The 14368-nt window shown below is 49.0% G+C and carries 12 protein-coding genes; 9 read left to right on the forward strand and 3 right to left on the reverse strand.

Features of this window, described 5'->3' with window-relative positions:
* Nucleotides 1–9: 9 nt before the first annotated feature.
* The 5 genes from epmA to cysE all read left to right on the forward strand — a co-directional run bounded on the left by epmA (nt 10) and on the right by cysE (nt 4303).
* Complete coding sequence (epmA, locus tag CEQ48_RS05755) at nt 10–984, forward strand: elongation factor P--(R)-beta-lysine ligase (protein WP_089070604.1); 975 nt, start codon at nt 10–12, stop codon at nt 982–984.
* A gap of 129 nt (nt 985–1113) precedes the next feature.
* Nucleotides 1114–1548 carry a rhodanese-like domain-containing protein gene (locus tag CEQ48_RS05760; RefSeq protein WP_001158897.1) on the forward strand — a complete coding sequence of 145 codons (435 nt, stop codon included), beginning with the start codon at nt 1114–1116 and terminating at the stop codon, nt 1546–1548.
* 166 nt (nt 1549–1714) lie between these two features.
* Nucleotides 1715–2185 carry a protein-export chaperone SecB gene (gene secB / locus CEQ48_RS05765; RefSeq protein WP_000796510.1) on the forward strand — a complete coding sequence of 157 codons (471 nt, stop codon included), beginning with the start codon at nt 1715–1717 and terminating at the stop codon, nt 2183–2185.
* A 189-nt stretch (nt 2186–2374) separates the two neighbouring features.
* Complete coding sequence (gpsA, locus tag CEQ48_RS05770; RefSeq protein WP_089070605.1) at nt 2375–3409, forward strand: NAD(P)H-dependent glycerol-3-phosphate dehydrogenase; 1035 nt, start codon at nt 2375–2377, stop codon at nt 3407–3409.
* Between the two features lie 72 nt (nt 3410–3481).
* A complete protein-coding gene (gene cysE, locus CEQ48_RS05775; RefSeq protein WP_089070606.1) occupies nt 3482–4303 on the forward strand; it encodes a serine O-acetyltransferase in 822 nt (273 codons plus the stop codon).
* 115 nt (nt 4304–4418) lie between these two features.
* On the opposite strand, the gene CEQ48_RS05780 is transcribed toward cysE, so the two are convergent.
* From CEQ48_RS05780 to argE, 3 genes are all read right to left on the reverse strand, one after another.
* Nucleotides 4419–4958, reverse strand: a complete 540-nt coding sequence (locus CEQ48_RS05780; protein WP_000056565.1) for a PadR family transcriptional regulator — start codon at nt 4956–4958, stop codon at nt 4419–4421.
* A gap of 359 nt (nt 4959–5317) precedes the next feature.
* Nucleotides 5318–7948: a phosphoenolpyruvate carboxylase gene (ppc, locus tag CEQ48_RS05785; RefSeq protein ID WP_089070607.1), complete on the reverse strand. Its 2631-nt coding sequence runs from the start codon at nt 7946–7948 to the stop codon at nt 5318–5320.
* A 206-nt stretch (nt 7949–8154) separates the two neighbouring features.
* Complete coding sequence (gene argE / locus CEQ48_RS05790; RefSeq protein ID WP_089070608.1) at nt 8155–9291, reverse strand: acetylornithine deacetylase; 1137 nt, start codon at nt 9289–9291, stop codon at nt 8155–8157.
* A 155-nt stretch (nt 9292–9446) separates the two neighbouring features.
* On the opposite strand from argE, the gene argC reads away from it, so the two are divergent.
* The 4 genes from argC to argH all read left to right on the forward strand — a co-directional run bounded on the left by argC (nt 9447) and on the right by argH (nt 14145).
* Nucleotides 9447–10448, forward strand: coding sequence for an N-acetyl-gamma-glutamyl-phosphate reductase (argC, locus tag CEQ48_RS05795; RefSeq protein ID WP_089070609.1), 1002 nt, complete (start codon nt 9447–9449; stop codon nt 10446–10448).
* Nucleotides 10449–10457: 9 nt separating this feature from the next.
* Nucleotides 10458–11246, forward strand: a complete 789-nt coding sequence (argB, locus tag CEQ48_RS05800; protein ID WP_001281564.1) for an acetylglutamate kinase — start codon at nt 10458–10460, stop codon at nt 11244–11246.
* Between the two features lie 75 nt (nt 11247–11321).
* The gene (locus CEQ48_RS05805; protein WP_000049171.1) at nt 11322–12536 is read left to right on the forward strand and encodes an argininosuccinate synthase; all 1215 of its coding nucleotides are present in this window, start codon (nt 11322–11324) and stop codon (nt 12534–12536) included.
* A 232-nt stretch (nt 12537–12768) separates the two neighbouring features.
* Nucleotides 12769–14145, forward strand: coding sequence for an argininosuccinate lyase (argH, locus tag CEQ48_RS05815; RefSeq protein WP_089070611.1), 1377 nt, complete (start codon nt 12769–12771; stop codon nt 14143–14145).
* The last annotated feature ends 223 nt before the right edge of the window (nt 14146–14368 follow it).

The following is a 14368-nucleotide window of genomic DNA, read 5'->3' on the forward strand; positions in this document are numbered from 1 at the left end:
GAGCCAACCATGACTAATTCCGATTGGATGCCTACTGCATCAATAAGCCAATTAAAACAACGCGCTACCTTATTGCGCCAGATCCGAGAATTCTTTGCTGAACGTGATGTGCTGGAAGTGGAAACCCCAGCCATGAGTCACGCAACGGTGACGGATATCCACTTACATACCTTTAAAACGGAATTCGTTGGGCCGGGTTATGCCAAGGGAAGTTCACTGCACCTAATGACTAGCCCTGAATTTCATATGAAGCGTTTGTTAGCGGCGGGCAGTGGTTGTATTTATCAGCTTGGTAAAGCCTTTCGTAACGAAGAAAATGGCCGTTACCACAATCCAGAATTCACCATGTTGGAATGGTACCGCATTGGCTTTGATCACCATGCTTTGATGGATGAGATGGACGCTTTGCTACAACTGGTACTGCGCTGTGGTAGTGCAGAGCGAATGACTTACCAAGCAGCGTTTTTGAATGTGCTTGGCGTTTGCCCACTCGAAGGGGAGATGCGTGAGTTAAAGCAAGTGGCTGCAACGCTGGGTTTAAGTGATATCGCAGAGCCTGAAGAGGATCGTGACACCTTATTACAACTGCTGTTTAGCATTGGCATTGAGCCGAAAATCGGCCAAATCACACCAGCATTTGTGTATGATTTTCCGGCTTCACAAGCGGCGCTGGCCAAAATTAATCCGGCTGATCCGCGCGTGGCTGATCGCTTCGAAGTCTATTCTAAAGGGATTGAGCTCGCGAATGGCTTTCATGAATTGGATAACCCTGCCGAGCAGTTAGCCCGTTTTAAAGCGGATAATGCCAAGCGTTTAGAGATGGGACTGACAGAGCAACCGATTGATTACCATCTGATTGCGGCGCTGGAGGCCGGTTTGCCAGAATGTGCTGGGGTGGCTTTGGGTATTGATCGTCTAATCATGCTGGCGCTGGGTGAAGATCATATTGATAAGGTCACTGCCTTTCCGTTCCCTCGAGCCTGATCGGATTCTCAGTTTGCAACATATTCACCCTGTTCAGACCCAGTTTTAACGAGGTAAGCGCTCGCGTCATGCTGCCAACCTCGTTATACTCCTTGTCTGATTTGAATCCCCATTGCAAGAGCACAGGATATGCAAGAGTACATTGAGTTTTTTCAGCAAAATATGATCCTTTCACTGGCTTGGATCGGTATTTTGGTCGCGTTAATCGCCAGCATCTACAAATCGGCCACCGCGGCTTATCAAGAAGTCACGGCCACCCAAGCCACTCTGTTGATTAACCGTGAAAACGGCATCGTGGTCGACATCCGTAGTAAAGATGAATTCAAACAGGGCCACATTACCGACGCAATTCACATTTTGCCGTCAGACATCAAGGCGGGTAACTTGGCTGGCCTTGAAAGCCATAAATCGAACCCCATTATTGTGGTATGCAAAACAGGTCAAACCGCACGTGAAAGTGCAGATTTACTGACCAAAGCCGGTTTTGAGAAGGTCAATCTTCTTAAAAATGGCTTGATTGCTTGGAATGAAGCTAACCTGCCTTTGGTACGCGGTAAACGCTAAATCCTTAGAGCACCCCGTCGGCGCTGGTGAAAAGATCAGCGCTTGACGCTCAGAGTTGTGATATCTACCACGTAATGGCTTGCCCACCTAGTGATCGCACACACTCTCAGTTAGTCTCAGGACACATTGACCTTTGAACCGAATTATCTGAATTAAGGATGAAATCATGGCTGAAGCAGCACAAGCCCCACAACAACAGTTTGCTATCCAACGTATCTATCTAAAAGATGTCTCTTTTGAAGCGCCAAGCTCACCAGTGATGTTCCAAAAAGAGTGGAACCCAGATGTCAAACTGGATCTCGACACGCAAAGCCGTGAACTGGGTGAAGGTGTTTACGAAGTGGTTCTGCGTCTGACTGTTACTGTGAAAAACGCAGAAGAAACCGCATTCCTGTGTGAAGTACAACAAGCAGGTATCTTCAGTGCCGAGCAGATGGAAGCAGGCCAATTGGCACATTGCTTGGGTGCTTTCTGCCCGAACATCCTGTTCCCATACGCACGTGAAACCATTTCAAGCCTAGTGGTAAAAGGTACTTTCCCACAACTGAACCTAGCTCCTGTAAACTTTGACGCACTGTTCATGAACTATCTGCAACAGCAAGCTCAAGAAGGCGCAGCAACTCCAGCGAACGCTTAATTCGCGCTATTGAGTTTCAAGCTACAGTAAAATGCACAGCGCAACCGCGATGTGCATTTTTTGTTTATCACACGAGCATTGGTTTTTGCACTCTTTATCTAAGACAGCCTTGGCGAAGAAGGTGCAGACTGCAATAGCCTATGTTTGGGTATAGAATAGAGCACAACTTCGTTATCGATAGGCGGAACAATGAGCGAAACACAGAACCACAATAGCTACGGAAAACCTGTTGAAATGACCGTGATAGGTGCGGGCTCCTACGGTACCTCACTGGCGATCTCTTTAGCGCGTAATGGCGCGAATATCGTCCTGTGGGGACATGATGCAGAGCATATGGCGCGCCTTGAAGCTGACCGCGCTAACCATGAATTTTTGCCCGGAATTGCTTTTCCTGACACCCTGATTGTGGAAACTGACTTGCAAAAAGCGGTGCAAGCGAGCCGTGATCTGCTGGTGGTAGTGCCTAGCCATGTGTTTGGTATCGTGTTGAAAAGTTTACAGCCACACCTGCGTGCGGATAGCCGCATTTGCTGGGCAACCAAAGGGCTAGAGCCTGAGACTGGACGGCTACTCCAAGATGTTGCCCATGATGTACTTGGCGATAGCTACCCCCTTGCGGTGCTTTCTGGTCCTACTTTTGCCAAAGAGCTGGCGATGGGGATGCCAACCGCGATTTCAGTGGCTTCGCCGGATGCGCAATTTGTACGTGACCTGCAAGAGAAAATTCACTGCAGCAAAACCTTCCGTGTTTACGCCAACAGTGACTTTATCGGTATGCAGCTTGGCGGCGCGGTAAAAAACGTGATTGCGATTGGTGCGGGGATGTCCGATGGTATTGGCTTTGGTGCGAATGCGCGTACGGCTCTTATCACTCGTGGCTTGGCTGAAATGACTCGTCTAGGAGCTGCTTTAGGCGCGCAGCCGGAAACCTTTATGGGTATGGCTGGGTTAGGTGATTTAGTGCTGACTTGTACTGACAACCAATCGCGTAACCGCCGTTTTGGCTTGGCGCTGGGCCAAGGTAAAGATGTCGATACGGCGCAAGCGGATATCGGCCAGGTGGTTGAAGGCTATCGCAACACCAAAGAAGTGTGGATGCTAGCGAAACGCATGGGCGTTGAGATGCCGATAGTTGAACAAATTTACCAAGTATTGTATCAAGGAAAAGATGCGCGACTCGCCGCTCAGGATTTGCTGGCACGAGATAAGAAGATGGAGCGTTAATCCGCAGCGCAAGAGATGGAATTGAATCGATAGGGTATAGCTTGCCCTATCTTGATTAGGACTGAGTAAGTAATGAAACAGTGCGCACACACCAAGGTTTGGCAAACCATTGTCGCTGAAGCTCGCGAGCAATCTGAGCAAGAGCCGATGCTCGCCAGTTTTTACCACGCCACTATTATCAAGCATGACAGTTTAAAAGCAGCCTTGAGTTATATTCTGGCCAACCGTTTGAATACCGCCTCCATGCCTGCGATGGCGGTGCGAGAAGTGATTGAAGAAGCCTTTGCTGCTGACCCGAGTATTACGGAAGCGGCGGCGTGCGATATTTGCGCGACAGTGAACCGCGATCCCGCTGTCTCTATGTACTCGATGCCGCTGCTGTACTTAAAAGGCTATCACGCTTTGCAAGGCTATCGGGTTGCAAACTGGTTATGGCGACAAGGGCGTAAGGCTCTTGCGACCTATTTCCAAAATCAGATTTCTGTCGCTTGTCAGGTTGATATTCATCCTGCAGCACGCATTGGTCGAGGCATCATGCTCGATCACGCGACGGGGATTGTAATTGGAGAAACTGCCGTGGTAGAAGACGATGTGTCGATTTTGCAGGACGTCACGCTTGGCGGTACAGGTAAAGAGTGCGGCGATCGTCACCCGAAAATTCGTGAAGGGGTGATGATTGGTGCGGGTGCGAAAATCTTAGGCAACATCGAAGTTGGAGAAGGGGCGAAAATTGGCTCGGGATCGGTCGTGTTGCAAGCTGTACCGCCCCATACCACAGTCGCTGGAGTACCTGCTCGTATTGTGGGGCGGCCACAATCAGATAAGCCTTCTTTGGATATGGATCAGCAGTTTAATGGCCGTTCACAGACGTTTATCGGCGGTGATGGTATCTAGAGGCTCTCTCTATCTCAGCTCTCTCGGTATTTAAGTGCTCATTCCGCGCTTGAGCAAAAAATAAAAAGGATGATGGTGACATCATCCTTTTTTACATCGACAGGTTTGGTTTGGCTTATGCCATCGCGTTCAATTCTGCCAACACTTCGTCCGCCCATTGAATCCATGCTTGGCGAACCAGTAAATTACGACGTAGCGTTAAACGCTCTAAACGTTGCTGCTTGTCTAACACGGCTGGGTTAGCGTAGTAAGCGGCTTCGATTTCCTGATAATGAGCGACCAGTTTGCGCGATTCTTCAACCAGTTCAGCCAGTTGCAGACGGTAAGGTTCTGCCGATTGTACTGAACAAGCCATCAATTTCGCACTAAACTCATCACGCACGGTTGGGTGTGCAGTCGGTTGATCAAACCACTCACCTAAAGCGCTGCGGCCAGCTTGGGTTATAGAATAAACCTTGCGATCTGGTTTGCCTTCCTGTGGTTCCAGAACACAAGTCACTAAACCCTGTTCCCCCATTTTATTGAGTTCACGATATACCTGCTGATGGCTGGCTTTCCAGAAGTAGCCAATACTGGCAGAAAATTCTTTAGTTATATCGTACCCGGTTGCATCGCGTGTGCTAAGAACAGTAAGGATAACGTGTGGTAATGACATGTCTTCAATCCAAAAATTAAGTCAACATAAACATCTATCTAAACGGTTGTTGTGCTTCTAATGGCACGCATATCAACGCATTTAAATACCTGCAGCGCAAAGTTCTGGCTGCTTATGTCACCTTATAAAGCCGGTTATCACCTAGAGTGGCGTATGTCTCTGCATACTTTGACTGTGAGATTGCTTTACATTACTTATCACAGAGGGAACGTAGTATATCTAAATAATAAGCATAAAGTGGAATACAAATATGCTGATTAGCTGAAAAACTGACATTATTCTCAATAATGCAAAAATGTAAAACAAAAGGCCACTAAGTTGTGACCTTTTGGTTTTTTATACTGATATTTTTCAATTTACTAACCAGTATTGCGCATTCCCGCAGCAATGCCTGCAATAGTCACCATCAAAGCTTCTTCCAGCTCTGGAGTAGGAAGTTCTGATTGACGAGTGCGATACAGCAGTTCTGCTTGCAGCATATTGAGTGGCTCTACGTAGATATTGCGCAGGCGAATCGATTCTTGTCCCCAAGGATCGCTTTGCATCAAGTTCTCGTTGTTTTCTACATTAAGCACCGTTTTGATGTCTTTTTGCAGTTGCGTACGTAGCTTTTCACCCAGTGGACGCAAAGCAGGTTCGACTAAACGCTCATCGTAGTAACGGGCAATTTCCGCGCTGCACTTGGTGTACACCATCTCAAGCATACCGAGGCGAGTTGAGAAGAATGGCCATTCGCGGCACATCTCTTCAAGTAGCGCTTGGTGGCCTTTATCAATCGAGAATTGAATCGCTTCACCTGCCCCTAGCCATGCTGGCAATACCAAGCGGTTTTGGCTCCATGAGAAAATCCATGGGATCGCACGTAAGCTTTCTACGCCACCGTTAGGATTACGTTTTGATGGACGTGAACCGAGAGGCAATTTACCCAATTCCAATTCAGGTGTGGCTTGTCGGAAATAAGGCACAAAGTCTGGCTCGCCACGTACCACATGGCGATAAGCTTCACAAGACACTTCAGACAGCACATCCATCAGATCGCGCCACTCTTGCTTTGGCTCTGGTGGTGGCAGAAGATTCGCTTCCAAGATGGCACTGGCGTACATGTTGAAGCTGTTGACTGCCACTTCAGGCAGACCCAGTTTGAAGCGGATCATCTCACCTTGTTCAGTTACACGCAGACCGCCCTTTAAGCTCTTAGGTGGCTGAGACAGCAGTGCCGCATGCGCAGGAGCGCCGCCACGGCCAATTGTACCGCCGCGGCCATGAAACAGCGTCAGCTCAATGCCGGCTTCTTCACTAACTTTGACTAAGGCATCCATCGCGCGATACTGCGCCCAGCCTGCCGCCATGACACCTGCATCTTTGGCGGAGTCGGAGTAACCAATCATCACCATTTGGTGGTTCTGAATAAAGCCGCGATACAGATCGATGCTCATCAACTGACGGATCACCGATTCGGCGTTGTTCAAGTCATCTAAGGTTTCAAACAGCGGGCAGACATCCATGCGATAAGGGCATCCCGCTTCTTGCAGCAGCAGATGAACGGCGAGGACATCCGATGCAGTACGCGCCATCGAAATCACATACGCACCAAACGCATCTTTGGATTGCGCAGCAATGATCTTACAGGTATCCAGCACTTCTTTGACTTGTGCAGACGGTTGCCAGTCGCGCGGTAGCAGCGGACGTTTAGAATTCAGTTCAGTGGTCAGGAAAGCGATCTTGTCTTGTTCGCTCCACTGATTGTAATCACCAATGCCGAGATGACGGGTCAGTTCCGAAATCACTTCTGCATGGCGTGAACTTTCTTGACGAATATCGAGACGAACCAGATGCACGCCAAACGCTTTGATGCGACGCAGAGTATCAAGTAGAGAACCATCCGCAATCACGCCCATGCCACACTCATGCAGTGATTGGTAACACGCGTATAGTGGTTCCCACAGCTGAGCGACATTTTGCAGCGGCGCTTTCACTGCCAGTTTTTGACCATTCAGTTTCGCTTCAAGAATATCAATCGTCTCTTGCAGCAAACCGCGCAGCTGCTTGAGGATCGCGCGATACGGTTCGTGCTCCTCACCCGCTAAAGCGCGTACGGCTTCATTACACTTGGTCATCGAAAGTTCGCTGACCAGTTCATTGATATCGGTGAGATACAAATCGGCTGCTTTCCAGCGTGACAGTAACAGCACTTCGCGAGTGATAGTGTGGGTCACAAAGGGGTTACCATCGCGATCTCCACCCATCCAAGATGAGAAATGCACAGGGCGTGCATCAATCGGTAGGCCTTCGCCTAGGTAAGATTTCACCTGTTCATCTAACTCACGCAAAAACTCAGGGACGGCGTGCCACAATGAGTTTTCTACGACTGCGAACCCCCATTTGGCTTCATCTAATGGCGTTGGACGCTGCTGACGAATCACATCTGAATGCCAACTTTGGGCAATTAATTGCTCAAGGCGGCGCTCGGTTTTATGGCGCTCTTTTGAAGAGAGGTCGCTGAGCTCAAGTTTGGATAGACACTCGTTGATTTTGACCAGTTTGTTGATCATGGTACGACGAGTGATCTCCGTTGGGTGAGCGGTTAATACCAGCTCAATGTTGAGATCGCGAATGGCTTGTGCGGTGTCGAATTTACTGACCGAGTTTTGCGCGAGTTTAGCAAATAAGCTACCGATCGCATCCAACTCATTCACGTGGCTTTCACAGTGGCGTGAGATGGTGTGATACTGCTCGGCAATATTGGTCAGGTTCAGGAATTGGTTAAAGGCGCGAGCTACGGGAGTCAGTTGATGGTTAGGAAGATTTTTGATCTCTTCGATCAGCAGCTCACGGTCTGCTTGGTTGCCCGCTCGGGCAGATTTGGAAAGTTTTCGGATGGTTTCCACTTTCGCTAAAATAACGTCACCATCGGCGGCTTGAATTGTCTGGCCGAGTAGTCGTCCTAACATGCTTACGTTACTTTTGAGCGCAGCGTATTTTTCGTTCATTGTCATCCTGCCTTGAAAAAAAATTACATCCAATGTGGGTTCAGTTAATTACACAATCTTGACTATTTTGTCCAGTGGACTTGCGGTTAAGACTAAGATTCCATTTATTGTCATCCGCATTGGTGCAGAGATTGTTTAACTAAAAACACCAAATTATTGAAAATTTCTTACAAAAAAGCCCTGAGGTTGAACTCAGGGCGATCAATTTAGAAACAATATTTCTGCATGGCTCGTGATAGCACGCGTACCGTTGGGTCAATAAATTCAAACGCCAAAAACTCATCCGGTTGATGAGCTTGATCGATCGAGCCTGGGCCTAGTACTAAGGTCGGGCAGATTTGCTGCAAGAAGGGCGCTTCGGTGCAGTAGTTTACGGTCTGCGCTTCTTGCTCACAGATTTCGCTAATGCCATGAATAAACGGGTGATCATGCGCGCACTCATAACCGGGGATCGGGTCATGCAGCGGGACGAGTTCAATGCGCCCTGGCCACTTTTGCTGTACCTCACGTAGAGCGTCACGCATCAGGTTATCTAAACCATCTAAGCTAATGCCGGGTAGAGGGCGAACGTCATAATGCAGTTCGCAGCAACCACAAATTCGGTTTGGGCTATCACCACCATGAATGTGACCAAGGTTCAGCGTCGGAGTCGGAATTTCAAATCCCGGATGGTGATATTCTTTAATTAAGCGATCGCGCAGCTGCATGAGAGCAAACAGCACTTCGTGCATGATCTCAATCGCATTGACCCCCAGCGCTGGATTGGATGAATGGCCAGATTTACCGGTCACGCGAATGGCATTCGCCACATGGCCTTTATGCGCGCGGATCGGCACTAAGCTGGTGGGTTCACCGATGATACAGTAATCCGGTTTAAATGGGGCGTTTTCGGTAAAGTGGCGTGCACCGAGCATGGTAGTTTCTTCATCGCAGGTCGCCAGCACATACAGCGGCTTGGTTTGTTTGCTCCAATCGACGTTTTTCACCGCTTCATAAATAAAGGCGAAGAAACCTTTCATATCCGCGGTTCCTAATCCATAGAAGCGATTATTGGCTTGCGTGAGCGCATGCGGGTTGTAATTCCAGCGACCCTCATCAAACGGCACAGTATCACTGTGTCCTGCTAATAATAAGCCGCCTTCACCGCTACCGAGTTTGGCAATCAAGTTCTGCTTATTCGGTGCGACTTGCTCAATTTGAATCGAAAAACCGAGCGCGCTGAGCCAATCGGCTAATTTTGCGATCACCTGCTCATTACCTTCATCCCAGCGCACATCGGTCGAACTGATTGAAGAGGTTGAAATCAGGCCTTCATAGACCTCAAGGAAACTGGGTAACGGCATTTTATCTTTGCTCCTGCTATTGACAGAGTGTCGGTGAAACGGTAAAACACATATTAAATCACTTTAAGTGAATAAAAAACCAATTAATTGCAATTTTGAAAGATGAATAATCAGCGTTATCCGCTCTCTTTCACCACTAAATACGGATGTTTTTGATGTTAAAAACCACCATCATCGGCGCAAGCGGTTACACCGGAGCAGAACTGGCTCTTATGGTGCACAAACACCCACAACTCACGCTATCAGGTTTATACGTTTCCGCCAACAGTGTGGATGCGGGCAAATCGCTGGCGCAGTTGCATGGTCGAGTGGCAGGGCTGATTGATATGCCAGTGCAAGCCTTGACTGATGTGGATACTGTTGCGGCCGAGTGTGATGTGGTCTTTCTGGCCACCGCGCATGAAGTGAGTCATGACCTCGCGCCGCAATTTCTCGCTCAAGGTTGTCAGGTGTTTGATTTGTCGGGTGCATTTCGGGTGCAGAGCGAATCGTTTTATCCAACCTTCTATGGCTTTGCGCATCAGCATTCTGAATGGTTAGAAAAAGCGGTGTATGGCCTTGCTGAGTGGAATGCGGAAGCGATCAAAGCCAGTCCAATGATTGCCGTTGCGGGTTGCTACCCAACGGCATCGCAACTGGCGATTAAGCCTCTGTTGGTGGAAGGGTTACTCGACACGACCCAATGGCCAGTGATTAACGCGGTGAGTGGTGTCTCAGGTGCGGGGCGTAAAGCCACCATGACCAACAGCTTCTGTGAAGTGAGCTTGCAGCCCTACGGTGTGTTTAATCACCGTCATCAACCAGAAATTGCGACTCACCTAGGCTGTGAAGTGATCTTCACCCCGCATCTTGGCAACTTTAAGCGCGGCATTCTGGCCACCATCACCATGAAACTGGCGGATGGTGTCACCGAGCAGCAAGTCGCAGAAGCTTTTAGCAAGGCGTATCAAGATAAGCCGTTGGTGCGTTTCAGCAATGGTTTGCCACGGATTCAAGATGTCGAGTTCACCCCATTTTGTGACCTCGGCTGGAAGGTACAAGGACGCCACATCATAGTGGTGTCTGCTATCGACAATTTATTGAAAGGCGCATCGAGTCAAGCGATGCAGTGTTTAAATATTCACTACGGTTTCGATGAATTAACCGCGTTGGTGTAAGGGTTCAACATGTCAGATCTTAAGCTCAGTCCTTTAGTGATTAAGTTAGGCGGTGCGGCGCTCGATTGCGCAGAAACACTTAGCAAACTGTTTGGTGCGATTGCCCAATATCAGAACCAAGCCCAACGACGCATCGTGATCGTGCATGGTGGTGGTTATCTGGTCGATGAGTTGATGGCGAAGCTGCAACTCAAATCGGTCAAGAAAGATGGTTTGCGCGTCACTCCGTATGATCAAATTCCGATCATTGCTGGAGCTCTCGCAGGTACAGCGAACAAGATGCTGCAAGGACAAGCGATCAAAGATGGCATCAATGCTGTGGGTTTGTCACTGGCGGATGGCGGTTTGTGCCATGTCGAGGAGTTAGATCCTGAACTGGGCGCGGTCGGCAAAGCCACGCCGGGCGATTCCACTTTGCTGCAAGCGATTTTGGCAACCGGTGCGATGCCCATCATTAGCTCGATAGGCCTAACTGCGCAGGGGCAGATGATGAACGTCAACGCTGACCAAGCGGCGGTGGCTGTGGCGGGTGCTCTGGATGCGGAATTGGTTCTGCTCTCGGATGTCAGTGGTGTGTTGGATGGCAAGGGCCACCTTATCGCCACCTTAGATGCTAAACAAGCGGATGCACTGATTGCTGGCAAAGTCATTACCGACGGCATGATCGTCAAAGTGAAAGCAGCCTTGGAAGCGGCGCAAGATTTAGGACGTCCGATTGAAGTGGCTACCTGGCGTTACCCAGAGAAGCTCGCCAAGTTATTTGGCGGCGAAAGCATCGGCACCCGTTTTCTACCTTAAGATTTTAAGTCACTAATTTGATTAAACCTGAGCACTGACCGCCAAGCGCAGAGCCAGGAATATGGAGATACATCAATGAGTAAAGTACAAGTTAAAAAAGTAGTTGTGGCATATTCTGGCGGTCTGGACACGTCGGTGATCATTCCATGGTTAAAAGAAAATTATGACTGTGAAGTGGTGGCGTTTGTGGCTGACGTAGGCCAAGGTGATGAAGAGCTGAAAGGCGTTGAAGCCAAAGCGCTCTCATCGGGTGCCTCGGAATGTTACATCGTTGACCTGAAAGAAGAGTTTGTTAAAGAGTACATCTACCCAACGCTGAAAACCGGCGCTTACTATGAAGGTAAATACTTGCTTGGTACTTCCATGGCGCGTCCGGTGATTGCTAAAGCGCAAGTTGAGATCGCGCGTAAAGTGGGAGCGGATGCACTGGCGCACGGTTGTACTGGTAAAGGTAACGACCAAGTGCGTTTTGAAGGGGCTTTTGCGGCACTGGCTCCAGATCTGCATGTGATTGCGCCTTGGCGTGAGTGGGATCTGCGTAGCCGTGAAGCGTGTTTGGATTACCTTGCCGAGCGCAACATTCCTTGTGCGGCGTCATTGACCAAGATCTACTCGCGTGATGCCAACGCATGGCACGTTTCTACCGAAGGTGGCGTTTTGGAAAGCACATGGAATGCGCCAAACGAAGATTGCTGGGTGTGGACCGTCGATCCTGAGCAAGCGCCTAACGAAGCCGAATATGTCACGCTGCAAGTTGCGCATGGCGAAGTGGTCGCTGTTGATGGTGAAGCCATGACCCCTTACAACGCGCTGCTGTACCTCAACCAAAAAGGCGCGAAGCATGGTGTGGGTCGTATCGACATCGTGGAAAACCGTCTGGTGGGCATGAAATCTCGCGGCTGTTATGAAACTCCGGGAGGCACCATCATCATGGAAGCGCTGCGTGCGGTTGAGCAACTGGTGCTGGATAAAACCTCATTCGAATTTCGTGAAGAGCTGGGTATTAAAGCATCACACCTGGTTTATGATGGTCGTTGGTTCACGCCACTACGTCAGGCGGTATTTGCGGCAGCCGATGAGCTAGCGAAAGATGTCAACGGTGAAGTGGTGATTAAACTGTATAAAGGCCAAGCCGTTGCAACGCAAAAACGTTCGGCTAACAGCCTCTACTCAGAAGATTTCGCGACCTTTGGTGCCGATGAAGTGTATGACCACAGCCACGCAGGCGGCTTCATCCGTCTTTACTCGCTGTCGAGTCGTATCCGCGCTTTGAGCCAAAACAAGCAGTAATCAGCGCAGTCATCGGTTTATATAATAAGGATCGCACTGCGATCCTTATCCCCTTCCTCATTGAAGTTGCAGCGGTGTTGGCTACGTTCATTCACCCCAATCACATAGTTTATCTATGCTCATGGGGATTCACTCACTTGCCGCCTACCTGCCACTCCAATCAGTTTGGGGTCATTTTCAGTTATCACATCCTCGACGGCGGTTGCGGTGAGAGGAAAGCAGGAGATTAAGCATGGCATTATGGGGCGGAAGATTTACCCAAGCGGCAGACAGTCGGTTCAAATCATTCAACGATTCCTTACGTTTTGATTATCGATTGGCTGAGCAAGATATTGTTGGATCAATCGCTTGGTCAAAAGCCTTGGTCTCCGTCAATGTCTTGAGCGTGCAGGAGCAACAACAGTTAGAGCAGGCGTTAAACCAACTATTACAATCGGTTCAGCAAGATCCTGAGCAAATCTTAGCCTCTGATGCAGAAGATATTCACTCTTGGGTCGAGCAGAAGCTGATTGAGCAAGTCGGTGATCTCGGTAAAAAACTGCACACAGGGCGTTCGCGTAACGATCAAGTCGCGACCGATCTTAAGCTCTGGTGTCGCGATCAGGGCGTTCATCTGCTGCTTGCTCTGAAAACGCTGCAACAACAGTTGGTGGCAGTGGCGGCTGAACATCAATCGACAGTTTTACCGGGCTACACCCATTTACAACGCGCGCAACCGGTGACGTTTGCCCATTGGTGTTTAGCTTATTTGGAAATGTTTGAGCGTGATGAGTCCCGTTTGACTGATGCTCTAGCTCGTTTAAACACATCACCGCTCGGTTCTGGTGCATTAGCAGGAACCGCTTACGCGATTGATCGTGAGGTGTTAGCGGCGGATCTTGGTTTCACTCGCGCAACACGTAACTCGCTGGATGCGGTCTCCGATCGCGATCATGTGATGGAGCTGATGTCAGTCGCATCGATCTCTATGCTGCATTTGTCGCGTCTGGCGGAAGATATGATCTTCTACACCACAGGTGAAGCGGGCTTTATTGAATTGGCCGATACGGTGACCTCTGGTTCTTCACTGATGCCACAAAAGAAAAACCCCGATGCACTTGAATTGATCCGCGGCAAAACCGGACGCGTCTATGGTGCATTGGCGGGGATGATGATGACAGTCAAAGCTCTGCCTCTCGCGTACAACAAAGACATGCAAGAAGACAAAGAAGGGCTGTTTGATGCGCTCGACACTTGGTTTGATTGCTTGCAAATGGCGGGACTCTGCTTTGATGGCATTAAAGTGAATGCGGCGCGTACGTTAGAAGCGGCCAAGCAAGGCTACTCGAACGCGACTGAATTGGCAGATTATCTGGTTGCGAAAGGCATTCCATTTCGTGAGGCGCACCATATTGTTGGTGTGGCGGTGGTTGCAGCTATCGGCAAGGGTGTGGCGTTGGAAGAGTTGTCTCTGGTTGAACTACAACAGTTTTCGCCTTTGATTGAGCAAGATGTCTATCCGATCCTGACTATTGAGTCTTGTTTAGAGAAACGCTGCGCACTGGGTGGGGTATCGCCAAAGCAAGTGGCGCATGCGGTACAACAAGCTCAGACGCGAGTAAAATCTTAAGCAGAGTGTGAATGACGCATTCAATACCGGTGAGTCATAAACAAAAAGTAGTGTGTTAACAGATTGATGAATAAGTGAAAAATCACTTAAGGAAAAAGATCGTAAAAAAGATCATTTTTTTGTGAACCTTTCAGTGAAAGCTCGGTCTATTACAATACCACTGCTTTTTCTTAGAAGACTCTAAGAAGGCCCTAAATCTGTACTAGGTTTAGGGCTTTTTTCT

This window comes from Vibrio tarriae (assembly GCF_002216685.1).
In the GTDB taxonomy this organism is placed as follows: Bacteria; Pseudomonadota; Gammaproteobacteria; order Enterobacterales; family Vibrionaceae; genus Vibrio; species Vibrio tarriae.